This window comes from Streptomyces gottesmaniae (genome assembly GCF_031845845.1).
In the GTDB taxonomy this organism is placed as follows: Bacteria; Actinomycetota; Actinomycetes; order Streptomycetales; family Streptomycetaceae; genus Streptomyces; species Streptomyces akebiae.
On sequence record NZ_JAVRFJ010000010.1, the window covers coordinates 23,461 to 37,935 of the forward strand.

The following is a 14,475-nucleotide window of genomic DNA, read 5'->3' on the forward strand; positions in this document are numbered from 1 at the left end:
CCGCCTTCAGCGGACGCGGACGACCTTGCGGGTGGCGGGCGTTGACCTTCTCCATCGTTCGTGCCGCATATGACCTTGCGTATCTCGACGTCGAGAGAGCTGCCACGGGTCATGGGCTCGTCCAGGGCCTGTGATCACCTGGCTTGACTGTTGATCACCACCCGCCACCGTCGCCGGGCAGTCGCAGCTCCGGCCTCTCCACCGCCCGGCCCGAACCAGGAAAGCCCCCCACATGACCGCGATCACCCCCTTCCGCATCGACATCCCCCAGTCCCAGCTGGACGATCTGCACGACCGCCTCGACCGCACCCGCTGGCCCAACGAACTCCCCGGCGTCGGCTGGGAGTACGGCATCCCCCTCGACTACGTCAAAGAGCTGGCGCACTACTGGCGGCACTCCTACGACTGGCGCGTCCACGAGACACGCCTGAACTCTTTCCCGCAGTTCACCACCGAGATCGACGGCCAGAACGTGCACTTCCTGCACGTCCGTTCAGTGAATCCCGACGCCCTGCCCCTGATCACCACCCACGGCTGGCCCGGCTCCCTCGTCGAACTCCTCGACATCATCGAGCCGTTGAGCGAGGCCTTCCACGTCGTCGTCCCCTCCATCCCCGGCTACGGCTTCTCGGGCCCCACCCGCGAGACGGGCTGGAACGTCGAACGCGTCGCCCGCGCCTGGGCGCAGCTGATGAGCCGACTCGGCTACACCCGCTACGGCGCCCACGGCAGCGACTGGGGATCGTCCATCACCCGCGAACTGGGCCGTCTCGACGCCGAACACGTCGTCGGCGTCCACGTCACCATGATCGGCGCCCCGCCTCCCCCGGAGGCCGCGCCCTTCACCGACGAGGAGCAGGCACGTCTGAAGCACGGAGAGCGCTACCAGCGGGAGCTGTTCGGCTACGCGGCCGTCCAGTCCACCCGGCCACAGACGCTCGCCTTCGCCCTGCACGACTCCCCGGTCGGCCAACTCGCCTGGATCGTGGAGAAGTTCAAGGACTGGACCGACTCCGTCGACGCGCCCGAGGACGCGGTGGACCGCGACCAGATGCTGACCGACGTCATGGTGTACTGGCTCACCGGCACGGCTGCCTCCTCGGCACGCCTGTACCGCGAGTCCGCCGCCTCCTGGGGCCGGCAGCCGGAACCCTCCACCACCCCGACCGGTGTCGCGGTCTTCCCCAAGGACCTCAGCCTCACCATCCGCCGCTTCGCCGAAGCCACCAACACCATCACGCACTGGTCCGAGTTCGACCGCGGCGGCCACTTCCCCGCCATGGAGCAGCCCGATCTGCTGGTCGCCGACATCCGAGGATTCTTCCAGAGTCTTCCGGGGACATCACGGTCATCTTCTCGGCCGTGAGACGCCGAGCTTGCGGACTGAGCCATTCACGCGGCGTCGCGTTCCCCGGTCTGCCCCCCCACGTCCATCAGTGGTGGCAGACCGGGATCCCGGTTCTCGGCGGTCTCTCCTTGTACTGCGTGGCCCGCAGGAAGGTGGCGACGACCGTATGGAGATACAGGGACACGACGACCCGTCGGTGTCTCCCCCCGGCCTGACCGCCCTCCTGGCAGGCGTCGCCTACATCCCTGCACCGTAGCTGCGGCCGAGGCGCGCCGGTACGCGGAACTGCGGCGGCAGGTACGCACTATCTCGGCTGCCCATGCGCACCGATTCGACCACCTGGCATTCATGGCTGTATTCAACGCTAGCCCTCGATAGCGATCCTATGACTCGAACTTGCGACTGAGTTTCACCTTTGCTAGCGTGTAGCACGAATAGCGGAGTGGGTTCAAGGGAAGCCGCGTCGACGGGCGTGCTTCATCTGAGTCGTGCCGCCGAGCGCGGGAGCGGCCATGCTCCCGGGCGAGCGAGTCGTCGCCAGCGCGGCCAGCGGGGAGTGCCAAATGCGAGAGATCAGCACGTACATCGACATCGACGCGAGCCCCGGGCTGGTGTGGGAGGTCCTGACGGACTTCGCCCGCTATCCGGACTGGAATCCGTACATCCGTGAGGTGACCGGAGAGATTCAGGTCGGGGCCACGTTGGCCCTGCGGACACAGCCCGCGAAGGGCCGCCCGGTCAATTTCAAGGCTCGGGTGACAGCCGTGGCGGAGGGCATCGAACTCCGCTGGGCCGGCGGGCTACCCATTCCGGGCCTCTTCGGCGGCGATCACGGCTTTGCCCTCAACCCGCACAACGGCGGGACGCGGGTGATCCAGGACGAGAGGTTTTCGGGGCTGCTGGTACCCGTGATGAGCAGCATCATCGACCGCACCCTGGAGAACTTCGAGCGGATGAACCGGCCCCTCAAGGAATGGGCGGAGGCCAAGGCCTCGGCCGGGGCAGGGCGGTGACGGTAACGCCCACGAGCGGGAGCTCATCCCGGTACCGGACACGCGCCGTAGCGCCGGTGTGCTCATAGACCACCCTGCCCGCGCCAGTTGCGCCTGCCCGGTGCGGCGCAGCGAACACCAGATTCGTACACGAGAGCCGTCCAGGCTCCTGAAAGGACTGACTGCAATGAGATTTCTCCTCCTGGGCGCCACCGGCGCGACCGGCCGCCTCTTCACAGACGCGGCCACCGCCGCCGGACACGAGGTGGTCGCCTTCGTACGCGACCCATCCAAGCTCGCCCGGCGCGAGCGGGTGACCGCGGTCGCCGGTGATGTCCGGGACGCCGAGGCGCTGGCCGAGGCCATGCGCGGCATGGACGCGGTGGTCAGCACCCTCGGGATCGGCAAGGCCAAGGACCCCGCGAACCTGATCATCGACACCACACGCGCGCTCGTCCAGGCCGCCGAGGCCAGCGGCACCAAGCGAGTAGTGGTCATGTCGGCGTTCGGCGTCGGCGACTCCCTGGCAAAGGCCTCCGGGATCCTCCGGTTTCTCTACAAGGGCGGCAAGGCGAACTTCGCCGACAAGGCCGCGGGCGAGCGCATCCTCACCGCCTCCGCCCTGGATTGGACGCTCGTCTACCCGGTGCTGCTGACCAACAAGCCGGCCACGACCGTCCAGGCCATCGACCTGAAGCAGCTTGACCGCCTGCCCGGCGTGCCCAGGATCTCCCGGGCCGACGTCGCCGCGTTCCTGCTCAGCGCCGCCGCCGAGGGCTCCTGGTCCCGGCGCACCGCAGTCCTCACCAAGTAGGCCCGTCTTCCCATGGCCGTCGCCAGGAGAGCCCAGGGCGATCACTCATGCCGCGCACCGTCATGGCCATGCCTACACGGATGACGACGGTCGTCGCCCCCATGCACAGAGCCGGTGACGCGCTCATGGGCGTCGCCCCGGAGTCCCGCCAAGGTGAGCCCAAAAGCCGCCTCAGGTTGATCTTGATGTTCTGATCCCCTGCCGCCTCTCTACCACCGACGAACCAGTTGAGGCAGCGATGCACACTGCCCCCACCGGATCACCACCCCCATCATCGCCGATCTCCTGCGCGCGCCCTGGAGTTGGAGCGCACCGAGCACGGCGTGCTGCCGCACCGACTGCCCGCCCGGGCCCGCGCCCAGTGCGCCGACCCGCAACTGGCCATGGTCGAGTCCCAGCCCTCCGGCGTACGGCTGGTCTTCCGCAGCCGCGCCACACCGTCGAGCTCGACGCCCTGCGCACCAAGCGGACCCTTGTGAGCGCCCCGGCCCGCTCGGACGGCTGTACGAACTCCTCGTCGACGGCCGCCTGACGGGCCCGGCGAGCGTGCCGGAGGGCAACACCATCACCTTCGACATGATCACCGGAACGGCGGAGCACCGCCCGGGCCCGCCCGGCACCGTGACCTTCACGGACCTCCCCGACGGTCTCAAGACGATCGAGATCTGGCTTCCGCACAACGAGACCACCGAACTCCTCGCCCTGCGTACCGATGCCCCCGTCGAGCCCGCCCCCGACCCTGGCCGCAGGGTGTGGCTGCACCACGGCAGCTCGATCAGCCACGGCTCCGACGACGTCGGCCCGACCGGCACCTGGCCCGCCCACGCCGCGTCCCTGGTCGGCGTCGAACTGATCAACCTGGGCCTCGGCGGCAGCGCCCTTTTCGACCCCTTCACCGCCCACGCCATGCGGGACACTCCCGCCGACCTGATCAGCGTCAAGACCGGCATCAACCGCGTCAACCTCGACGTGATGCGGCTGCGCGCCTCACCTCCGCCGTCCACGGTTTCCTCGACACCCTCCGCGACGGCCACCCCACCGCACCCCTTCTTGTCGTCTCCCCCATCCTCTGCCCCATCCACGAGGACACCCCGGCCCCAGCGCCCCCGACGTCACCGAACTCGCCGAGGGCCGCGTCCACTACCGCGCCATGGGCGACCCGGCGGACCCCACCCCCGGAATGCTGACCCTCCGCGTCATCCGCGACGAACTCTCCGCCCTGGTGGCCCAGCGCACGAAGGACGACCCTCACCTCCACTACCTCGACGGCCTCGCCCTCTACGGCGAGTCCGAGGCCGCCACCCTCCCCCTCCCGGACGGCCTTCACCCGGACGCCGAGACGCACCGCCACATAGGCGAAGGTTTCGCGGACCTGGCTTTCCGAGCCGACGGCCCCTTCGCCCCGTAAAGGGGCGTGGGGCTACATATGCGGCTCCCCCTGTGGGGGCGATCAACCGCCCACAACCCGAACCCGCCCACGAACCCCACCCCTTCCTATGGCATGCGTCGTGGCCGCCAGCAGTCAGTCAGGGAGCGATGTGAAGATGGCGTCGACCTCACGCTGGAAGGCGCCCGCGCCCGGTGCGAACTCCTGCGGTGCGAGGGCACGAGCGAGATCGGTCGCGGGCGCGTCGAGGTGCGCGGCCAGCTGACGGGCCGCCTCGGCCTCGCCGCCGGGGGCGACACCGGTCCGGACAGCCGCAGCGGCTACCGCGGACCAGGTCACGGGTTCGTCGAGCACATCGCGGACGGTGACCGGCGTCCGCGGCTCGGGTGAGGGCGGGAACGGGTCGGGCGCCTCCCAGTGATGCTCTCCATGTGCGACGGTCTCGTGCGCGTCGGCACCGGGCAGCCGGACCTGCGCGGTGGCCCCGACGGGAACCTGTACCTCCAGGCGGAAACGTCCGTCGGCGCGTGTCCAGGCCACGCGGGCTTCGCCGTACGGAGTGACGTGGCGGGCCGAGGCGGAGGTCAGCGCGGCGGACGGCACGGGGTGGATGGTGATCACGCGGTAGCCGGGCGCGGCGGGGGCGAGGCCGGCGACCCGCCGGTGCAGCCAGTCCGCGACCGCGCCGAGCGCGTAGTGGTTGAAGGAGGTCATCTCGCCGGGGTTGATGCTGCCGTCGGGCAGCATGCTGTCCCAGCGCTCCCAGATCGTGGTCGCGCCCATGGTCACCGGGTAGAGCCATGAGGGGCAGCCCGTCTGCAGCAGCAGGCGGTAGGCGACGTCGGCATGTCCGGTCGAGGTCAGTGCGTCGGTGACCAGCGGGGTGCCCACGAACCCGGTGCCGATGCGGAAGCCGCCGGTGCGTACGAGGTCCGCCAGCCGTCGGCCGGCCTCCTTGCGCTGTTCCTCGCCGGGCAGCAGTGCCCACTCGATGGCCAGGGCGTAGACGGTCTGCGCATCGGACAGGACACGGCCGGCGGGCGTGACGAAGGCACGGGCGAACGCCTCGCGGACCTCGGCCGCCAGGGCTGCGTGGTGGTCCGCCACCTCGCTCCGTCCCACCACTCGGGCCGCCTCGGCCACGATCTCGGCCGAGCGGGCCAGATGTGCGGTGGCGACCACATCGGGATCGGCCTGGGCCCGGTAGGGGTCCTCGGGCGGTGCGGTCGGGTCCAGCCAGTCACCGAACTGGAAGCCGCCCGTCCACAGCCGGTCGGGGCCGGCGAGTTCGGTCATCCGGTTCACCCAGGCGCACATGCTCGGCAGCTGCCGCTCCAATACGCCGCGGTCCCCGGTGCGTTGGTAGAGCACCCACGGCACCACCGTCGCGGCGTCGCCCCAGGCCGCCGCGCTGGGGGACGGGGTGCGCAGCACGTCCGGCACCACGAACGGGACGGATCCGTCGGGCTGTTGTTCGGCTGCCAGGTCGGCGAGCCACGAGTCGAGGAAGCCCGCGGTGTCGAAGAGGAAGGCCGCCGTGGGCGCGAACACCTGGATGTCGCCGGTCCAGCCGAGCCGTTCGTCCCGCTGAGGGCAGTCGGTGGGTACGTCGACGAAGTTGCCGCGCATGCTGCGGACCACGTTCTCGTGGAACTTGTTGAGCAGCTCGTGCGAGGAGCTGAACCAGCCTGTGCGCCGCAGGTCCGACCCGATCACCACCGCCTCGATGTCCTCACCGCGCAGGCCCGGCACGCCGGACACCTCCGCGTACCGGAAGCCGTGGAACGTCAGGGACGGTTCGAGGATTTCCCCGTCGGTGCCCGTGACGAGGTAACTGTCGGTTGCCTTGGCCGTGCGCAGGGGCCGGGTGCCGAGTTCGCCTTCCTCCAGGACCTCCGCGTGCCGTACGACGACCTCGCTGCCCGGCGCGAGACCGCGGACGCGCAACCGCACCCAACCCACGGCGATCTGGCCGAAGTCGACCAGCGTCCGGCCCGACGGTGAGGTCCATACCCGCTCGGGCGAGAGCAGAGAGCTGACCCGCACGCCGGGCCCGTCCGACGCCACGAGGGGGGTGGAATCGCCCTCGATCACTTCGACTCCGCCGGTGGCCGGGCGCCGGCCTGCGCCCCGCCGCCGTAGGTCAGTGCGCTGGCCGTCGTAGAGATCGTCGGCGAGTACCTCGCTCTCGCACGCTGTCCACGTGCCATCGGTGGCGAGGACGTGCACGCGGCCGTCAGCAGTCGTGACCTCCAACTGCGCCAGCAGCGCGAGTCGGTCACCGTAGAGTGCTCGCTCGCCGTTGAAGCCGAGCCGGCCCCGGTACCAGCCGTTGCCCAGCAGGAAGTCCAGCTCGTTGCGCCCGCTGCGGACCAGGTCCGTGACGTCGTACGTCTGGTAGCGCAGCCGGTGCTGATAGGCGGTCCAGCCCGGCGTCAGGACGAGGTCGCCGACGCGGCGGCCGTTGAGTGTGGCGACGTACACACCATGAGCCGTGGCGTACAGCCGGGCCTTGACCACCTCGCCCGGCACGTGGAGTAAGCCGCTCAGTACCGGCGCGGGTGCGTGCAGATCACCGACGCCGGTCGGGCTCACGAAGGCAGCGGACCAGTCGGAGACGTCGAGGAGACCGGCCTCCACGACGGCCGGCGCTCCCCACTCGCTCCACTCCTCCTTGTGCGCGACGCGGATCCACACCCGGGCGGACTCCCGGGACGCGAGCGGCTCGGCCGGCCAGGGCACCAGCACCTGCTCGCCGCTGTCCACCCGGTATCGCTCACGGGTCCCGTCCCGACTGATCTCGACCTCGTACGCCGTCTGCTCGTAGCCCTCGTCGGCCTGCGGAACCGTCCACGACAAGCGGGGGGTGCCAGTCCCCACGCCGAGCACGGGAGAACCGTCCGTGTGGTGCTCGAATCGAGGTGCGCGGGGAGCGGCAGCCACAACCATGCGGGTCTCCAGACTTCTCGGCAGACGGATGGGATCCGGGACGGGGGTACGCGTTGCCCGGTGGAAACACCCTTGCGAGCTCTCGGAATGAGCGGTGTCGAAGGGAGTCCGATCATTTGTATCGTTCCATAAGCGCCTCGACTTAGGAAGGCATCGATGGCCGAGTCCACCGTTCCGGCGGAGCAACCGCAGGCTCCTTCTCTCAACAAACACCGAAGGACAGCTGACTTGACCTGCCCATTCGATGCCCACGACTCTTGTCCTTGACGAAGCGCCACCTCGCAACACCAGCGCACCTTATTGACCACCCTCGGCTCCACTGCCTAGCCTCGGGATGGAACGTTACATAGACCTGGTGTGCCCGAGAACGTTGTCCGAGCAACGGAGGCCTTCATGACTGAGCAGACAACGACCGACGCACCACACCGGCTGCGCTTCGAGCACCTTGATGACGCCGTCCTGGGCGCGGGTGTCGCCCGCCCACGTCTGTCGTGGCAGTTGCCCGTCGGTGCCACGCGTCAGACGGCGTACGAGATAGCGGCGGGCGATTGGTCGACCGGCGTCGTGCGATCCGCCGAGCGCGTTCTGGTCCCGTACACAGGCCCTGAGCCGGCCACCCGCGGACGCGTCGAGTGGCGGGTGCGTGTGTGGACCGACCTCGGCGAGAGCGACTGGTCGGCGTCGGCGTTCTGGGAGATGGGGCTGCTGCAGCGGAGCGACTGGTCGGCTTCCTGGATCCGGCCCCATGAGTTGGACGTGCCCGAGCCTGGTTACCGCCCCGTCTACGCCCTGCACTCGGATGTGGAACTGACCGGACCGATCGCCTTGGCACGGGCCTATGTCACAGCCCACGGCATCTACGAACTGGTGGTCAACGGGCAGCGGATCGGCGACCAAGAGCTCACCCCGGGCTTCACCGCCTACCGCTCGAACCTTCAGGTGCAGACCTACGACCTGACCACCGCACTGCACGAAGGCGCGAACGACCTGGGTGCCTTCCTTTCCGACGGGTGGTACCGCGGCCTGTTCGGCTACAGCCGCACCTACGACAACTTCGGTGACCGCACGGCACTCCTCGCCCAGTTCGAAGTCACCTACGCCGACGGTTCCACGACCGTGGTCGGTAGCGGCCTCGGCTGGGGCTCCACCATCTCCAACTCCACGGAGGCCGACCTGCTCGACGGACAGCGCGTGGTGCAGCGGCTGGGCGGTTTCCGCTGGGATCGCCGCGACTGGCAGCCGGTGCTCGAGCCGACGGATCCGCTGTGCGCCGACTGGAGCCGCCTGTGCGCGACCCCGGCACCTCCGGTTCGCCGCGTCCGGTCGATCACGCCTGCGTCGGTGACGACCCTCGAGGGCGGGCGGCACATCGTCGACCTCGGCGAGAACACTAACGGCTGGATCCACCTCGACGAGCTACGCCCCGGGTCGGAGATCGTGTTGACCCATGGCGAGGCCCTCGACGCCGACGGTGATGTCACGACCGACCATCTGCGTCCCGACGCGGACAGCCCCACTCCGAGCCCCTTCAACCAGATCGACTCGGTGGTCTCCGTCGGCGACGGCCAGGCGTTCGAACCGCGCCACACGACCCACGGGTTCCAGTACGTGGCCGTCGACGGACTGCCGGGACCTCTCGGCACAGCCGACCTCCACGGCGTCGAAGTCCGCACGGATCTGCGCCCTACCGGCACCTTCCATTGCAGTGACCGCCGCGTCGAACTGCTGCACGAGGCTGCGGTGCGCAGCTGGCGGACCAACGCGTGCGACGTGCCGACTGACTGCCCCCAGCGTGAGCGGGCCGGGTGGACGGGCGACTATCAGGTCTTCGTGTCGACGGCGGCCTTCCTCGACGACATCGCCGGGTTCACCGACAAGTGGCTGAAGGATCTGGCCTCCGACCAGGTGCCCAACGGCATGGTCAGGAACTACGTCCCGTCTCCGGAGGCGGCGGTCGGGGGTGTCGAGGGTTCCTCGGGGTGGGGCGACGCGGCGGTTTCCGTACCGTGGCAGATGTGGCAGTCGTATCGGGATCGCGAGGTGTTGGCGCGGCAGTACCCGTCGGCCGTCGCGTGGTTGGAGTTCGTCAAGACGACCGCGCGTACGGCGCGAGCGCCGGAGCGGATCGAGGCGAATCCCGAGGCACCCGAACACGAGCAGTTCCTCTGGGACACCGGGTTCCATTGGGGGGAATGGCTGGAGCCCGGAGTCGAGATCGCCCTCTTCGAGGGCGAGCATTCGATCGTCGCCACCGCCTACTTCGCCAACTCCGCCCGTCTGCTCGCTAAGACCGCGGAGGTACTGGGCAAGGCGGAAGACGCGGCACGCTGGACCGAACTCGCGGCGAACGTCGAGCACGCCTGGGCCACCGAATTCATCGGCGCCGACGGCCGGCTGGCGCGGGACAGCCAGGCAACCTACGTCAGAGCGCTACGGTTCGGCCTGATCCCCGAGCACCTCGTGCCGTCAGCGGTCGAGCACCTCGTCGAACTGATCCGGGCCGAGGGCACACACCTGTCGACGGGCTTCCTGTCCACCGGGATGCTGCTGCCGGTACTGGCGGACAACGGGCGTGCCGATGTCGCGTTCGACCTGCTCTTCCAGGACACCTCGCCCTCGTGGCTGACGATGATCGACCGCGGCGCCACCACCATCTGGGAGCACTGGGACGGCATCGACGCCAAGGGCACACCGAGCGGCTCGCTCAACCACTACAGCAAGGGGGCGGTCATCGGGTTCCTGCACCAGTACGTGGCCGGCCTGCGTCCGCTCGAATCGCACCCCGGCTACGAGCGCTTCGCCGTGGAACCGGTGCTCGACCACCGGCTGGACTGGGCACGAGCGACGCTCGAGACTCCCTTCGGCCTCGCGTCGTCGTCGTGGCGACGCGAGGACGGCGCCGTTCGCTTTGAGGTCGTCGTGCCGGCGGACACCGAATGCGAGTTCCGCGTGGGCGAGCCCGTCGTCCTGGGGCCGGGAACCCATGTCATCACGTTCTAAGTGCGCTGTCCTGGGGCGTGGGTAACAGGCGACATGCTTGAGCGGCGTTGAAAGAGCCGAGGGCCCCTGGGTTCGGTGTGGATGACGACATCTACAACCGGCACCCAGGAGGCCCTCGTTGTCCCACCGTCATGCCCTGCTGACACCGACCTGCGGGCTGTGTCTGGCCCGGTGTGTCGTCGATGACGGCCGGCCCCGCGGCGGGCTGCGGATCGCCTCCAGGTCAGCCACAGCACCGCAGCCGGTGGGCCGGCAGCTACCGTCGGCACGGCGCCGAGGGCATGCACGACCGCTCCAGCCGCCCCCGGCGCTCACCTCCGCAGACCCCAGCCGGCCGCGTCACCAACCTCTCCGGTCAGCACACCTGGCTAGAGGCCGATGACCGGGGCGGGCCGCTCGCAGGTGCTGGTCACCGGGAGGGCGCGGCCGTGTTCGGCGGCGTCCATGAGGGTGAGCATGACGTCCAGGACGTGCGCGGCGAGTTCGGCCGAGGCGCGGTGCGGGCGCCCGGCGTCCAGGGCCTCGGCGAGGTCGGCAAGCCCCGCGCCACGGCCGGTGTCCGCGTGACCGGCGGACACCGGCAGGACGTCCCAGCCGTCGCCGCGGTGGATCTCGACGGGCCCGTCGAAGGTGTTCGGGTCGGGTACGGAGAGCGAGGCCTCGGAGCCGTGCACCTCGATGCGCGGCAGGCGCGCGGCCTTGATGTCGAAGCTCATCACCAGCGTCGACAGGGCGCCGTCCGCGTGCTCCAGGACACCCGTGATGTGGGTGTCGATCTCGACCGGGAAGGACTGCCCGGCCCGCGGACCACTGCCGATGAACCGCTCGGCACGCGGCCGCGAGGAGGCTCCGGTCACCTTCACCACCGGGCCCAGAAGGTGCACCAGGGCGGAGAGGTAGTAGGGGCCCATGTCGAGCAGCGGGCCTCCTCCGGGCTGGTAGTAGAACTCCGGGTCCGGGTGCCACGTCTCGGGTCCCGCGTACGTCATGAAGGCCGTCGCCGCCACCGGGCGACCGATCAGTCCGTCATCGACCGCCTTGCGCGCGGTCTGGGTGCCGGTGCCCAGCACGGTGTCGGGGGCACAGCCCACCCGAAGTCCCGCATCACGGGCGGCGGTCAGGACGGCATCGGCCTCCTTGCGGTTCGTCGCGAGAGGCTTCTCGCCGTAGACGTGCTTACCGGCGGCGAGTACGGCCAGGGCGACCTCGGCGTGCGCGGCCGGGATGGTCAGGTTCAGAACCGCGTCCACGTCGTCACGGGTGACGAGGTCCGTGACCGAGTCCGCCACCGAGACCTGGGATCCGACCTGGTCGGCGACGGCCTGCGCACGGGCCCGGTCGAGGTCGGTGACCGCGGTCAGCCGCACCGACGTCAGCTTCTCCAGAGTCGACAGATAGGCGCCACTGATCTTGCCCGCGCCCACGATCCCTATGTTCAAAGGCTTCACCGGCTCGCCCACAGCAGTCCCCTCTCGGTCAGCGTCCGCACCTGCGGCACGTCGAAGTCGTCCGGCTTGTGCCCGATGGTCGAGACGAAGACGCGTCCCGCGCCATGGGTCCGGGTCCACACCGCGGGCATGGCGGCGGGCCGGTCATGCAGGTCGTCGGCGGGGAACGTGGTCGTGGCCAGCACGTCGATGCGCGCATCGGTCAGGACCCAGTACTGCTCGCTGTGGATCGCGAAGTCGTCCAGGTCCGCGATGATCGGGTGGTCCGCGTGCTCGGGCGACAGCTGGTAGGTGTGGTCGAGGTAGCCGGGCGGGTGCGTCACGAACTTGCCGCCGGTCAGCAGGTGATAGCCGTGGTCATGGAAGCTGTCCACGATGCCGCCGTGCCAGCCGGCGAGTCCGGTGCCGCCGCGGACGGCGGCGGCCAGGTTGTCGCGCTGCTGCGGGGTGATCGTCCCCATCGTCCAGCACTGCACGACCAGATCGGTGGCAGCGAGCCGCTCCGCGTCGTCGTACACCGCGAGGTCTTCGGAGGTCTCGACGGTGAAGCCCTGCTCCTTGAGGAACGGGACGAAACTGTCGCTGATCGTCACGGGCTGATGCCCGTCCCAACCACCACGAACGACAAGGGCCCGCCGGATTTCGCTGGTCAAGGTATTGCACACTCCCATCGGCGCCGTGCGCACAGGCTCGGCGATCGGAGGTCGGGGGAAGAGAGCCCCACAGGTGTTTTCCCCAGTGGGTGTTGCCGCTGCTCAGGAGGTCGGTGAGGCTAGTTATGTACTACCATCCGAACGTATGGAGACCGGCGCTTCTTTTGTCAGGAGGTGCCGCCCGCCCGTGCTGTCGCTCGGGCCACCACAGCGAAAGGCGTGCGGCCCCGACGGGAAGCGCTCGGTCCGGCGGTCAGGCATTGGCCGCGATCAACTGCTGGTACCAGCGGTAGCTGTCCTTGGGCGTGCGCCGCAGGGTGTCATAGTCGACGTGGACGATCCCGAAACGCCTGTCGTAGCCGAAGGCCCACTCGTAGTTGTCGAGCAGCGACCAGACGTAGTAGCCGCGTACGTCCACTCCTTCCGCGACGGCGTTCGCGACTGCGGCCAAGTGGTCGCGGAGGTACGTGATCCGGTCGGGATCGTGGATCTGGCCGTCGGCGGACAGCACGTCGTCCTCCGCCGATCCGTTTTCGGTGATGAAGATGGGCGGAAGGGCGTCCGCGTACTCGTGACGCAGTGAGACGAGCAGCTCGCGCAGACTGTCGGGAACCACCGCCCAGCCCATCGCGGTGCGCCGAACCTCCGGGATGTCGACCGTCTCGATGCGGCAGTCCGTCGCGGTGCGCAGGGCCGGGTCGGGGCGGCGATGGGGTGCGTCGCGGACCACGGTGGGGGTGTAGTAGTTGATCCCGAGGAAGTCCATCGGCGCGGAGATCAGCTCCAGGTCGCCCTCTTGTCGGAAGGTCTGCCGGGTGATCAGCTCACCCCACGTCTCCTCTTCGGCGGCTGGATAGCGCCCGCGCAACAGCGGCTCGGTCCACATCAGCTTCTGCATGGTCTCAGCACGTACAAGGGCCGCGAGATCCGCGGCGGAGTCGGAGGCCGCGGTCACGTGGCTGAGGTTGAGCGTGATGCCCGCCTCCCGGACGCCGGCGGTACGCAGCGCCCGCATCGCCAGACCGTGACCGATCAGCAAATGATGAGCGGCGGCCAGCGCTGGGGTGCCTTCGGCCGCACCGGGGGCGTGATGGGCGTCGGCATACCCCAGAAAGGCGCTGCACCCGGGCTCGTTGAGGGTGATCCAGCGGGGGATCCGGTCGGCCAGGGCGTCGGCGACCAGGGCCGCGTACTCGCCGAACCGTTCCGCGGTCTCGCGTACCCGCCAGCCGCCACGGTCTTCCAGGGCCTGCGGCAGATCCCAGTGGTAGAGGGTCGCGGCCGGTTCGATGCCGGCGGCCAGCAGTTCGTCCACCAGCCGGGAGTAGAAGTCCAGGCCCTTGTGGTTCACCGGGCCCGAGCCGGTCGGCTGGATGCGCGGCCAGGCGATGGAGAAGCGGTACGAGCCGACGCCCAACTCGCGCAGCAGCGCCACGTCCTCGGGGTATCGGTGGTAGTGGTCGCAGGCCATATCACCGGTGGCGCCGTGCAATACCCGGCCCGGCTCGCGGGAGAAGGTGTCCCAGATGGAGGGCCCACGGCCGTCCTCATGGACCGCGCCCTCGATCTGGTACGAGGCGGTGGCGGCACCGAACACGAAGTCGGGCGGAAGGGAGGGTAATTCACTCATGCTGTCCTTACCTCTTGTTACTGCCGGAGTCGCCGGTGAGGACGGTCCGAGGCAGGTGTGTGCGTTGTCGTGGGGACGCGCTGCTGGACCGAGTCGCTTCGATGGCCATAAGTCTTTGCATCGTTCCATAGAGAGTTCGGCTTAGGAAGGCGCCGGCGCCCCGCTCGATCGCGACCTGCGCAGTTTGGTCTGTCACTGCGGCTGTAGCATGGCGCCCGTGGAAGCTGACGCTGCTGAACCTGGTGCGCAGGACG

General features: G+C 69.3%; 8 protein-coding genes and 1 pseudogene. 5 read left to right on the top strand and 4 right to left on the bottom strand.

Features of this window, described 5'->3' with window-relative positions; translation table 11 throughout:
• Positions 1–232: 232 nt before the first annotated feature.
• The 4 genes and pseudogenes from RM704_RS13410 to RM704_RS13425 all read left to right on the top strand — a co-directional run bounded on the left by RM704_RS13410 (position 233) and on the right by RM704_RS13425 (position 4,562).
• The gene (locus RM704_RS13410) at positions 233–1,366 is read left to right on the top strand and encodes an epoxide hydrolase family protein (RefSeq protein WP_033531067.1); all 1,134 of its coding nucleotides are present in this window, start codon (positions 233–235) and stop codon (positions 1,364–1,366) included.
• A 545-nt stretch (positions 1,367–1,911) separates the two neighbouring features.
• Positions 1,912–2,361: an SRPBCC domain-containing protein gene (locus tag RM704_RS13415; protein WP_033531144.1), complete on the top strand. Its 450-nt coding sequence runs from the start codon at positions 1,912–1,914 to the stop codon at positions 2,359–2,361.
• Between the two features lie 166 nt (positions 2,362–2,527).
• Entirely contained in the window at positions 2,528–3,154 is a 627-nt protein-coding gene (locus RM704_RS13420) for an NAD(P)-dependent oxidoreductase (protein WP_033531066.1), read from the top strand.
• A 258-nt stretch (positions 3,155–3,412) separates the two neighbouring features.
• A pseudogene (locus RM704_RS13425) lies at positions 3,413–4,562 on the top strand (SGNH/GDSL hydrolase family protein).
• A 114-nt stretch (positions 4,563–4,676) separates the two neighbouring features.
• On the opposite strand, the gene RM704_RS13430 reads toward RM704_RS13425, so the two are convergent.
• Complete coding sequence (locus RM704_RS13430; protein ID WP_311590571.1) at positions 4,677–7,421, bottom strand: family 78 glycoside hydrolase catalytic domain; 2,745 nt, start codon at positions 7,419–7,421, stop codon at positions 4,677–4,679.
• 462 nt (positions 7,422–7,883) lie between these two features.
• Between RM704_RS13430 and RM704_RS13435 the strand changes: the two genes are divergently transcribed.
• On the top strand, positions 7,884–10,490 hold the full coding sequence (locus tag RM704_RS13435; RefSeq protein WP_033531143.1) for a family 78 glycoside hydrolase catalytic domain: 2,607 nt from the start codon (positions 7,884–7,886) through the stop codon (positions 10,488–10,490).
• A 368-nt stretch (positions 10,491–10,858) separates the two neighbouring features.
• On the opposite strand, the gene RM704_RS13445 is transcribed toward RM704_RS13435, so the two are convergent.
• The 3 genes from RM704_RS13445 to RM704_RS13455 form a co-directional block, all read right to left on the bottom strand.
• Positions 10,859–11,950 (bottom strand): Gfo/Idh/MocA family protein, encoded by a 1,092-nt coding sequence (locus tag RM704_RS13445; protein ID WP_033531064.1) that lies wholly within the window; start codon positions 11,948–11,950, stop codon positions 10,859–10,861.
• Positions 11,935–12,609 carry a ThuA domain-containing protein gene (locus RM704_RS13450; RefSeq protein WP_033531063.1) on the bottom strand — a complete coding sequence of 225 codons (675 nt, stop codon included), beginning with the start codon at positions 12,607–12,609 and terminating at the stop codon, positions 11,935–11,937. The genes RM704_RS13445 and RM704_RS13450 overlap by 16 nt, the downstream gene beginning before the upstream one ends.
• Positions 12,610–12,844: 235 nt before the next feature.
• Entirely contained in the window at positions 12,845–14,221 is a 1,377-nt protein-coding gene (locus RM704_RS13455) for a GH1 family beta-glucosidase (protein ID WP_033531062.1), read from the bottom strand.
• Positions 14,222–14,475: the final 254 nt, after the last annotated feature.

Coding starts and splice junctions, on each gene's coding strand:
- RM704_RS13455 (WP_033531062.1), bottom strand. CDS start 14,221: ATGAGTGAATTACCCTCCCTTCCGCCCGACTTCGTGTTCGGTGCCGCC.
- RM704_RS13435 (WP_033531143.1), top strand. CDS start 7,884: ATGACTGAGCAGACAACGACCGACGCACCACACCGGCTGCGCTTCGAG.
- RM704_RS13450 (WP_033531063.1), bottom strand. CDS start 12,609: ATGGGAGTGTGCAATACCTTGACCAGCGAAATCCGGCGGGCCCTTGTC.
- RM704_RS13410 (WP_033531067.1), top strand. CDS start 233: ATGACCGCGATCACCCCCTTCCGCATCGACATCCCCCAGTCCCAGCTG.
- RM704_RS13415 (WP_033531144.1), top strand. CDS start 1,912: ATGCGAGAGATCAGCACGTACATCGACATCGACGCGAGCCCCGGGCTG.
- RM704_RS13420 (WP_033531066.1), top strand. CDS start 2,528: ATGAGATTTCTCCTCCTGGGCGCCACCGGCGCGACCGGCCGCCTCTTC.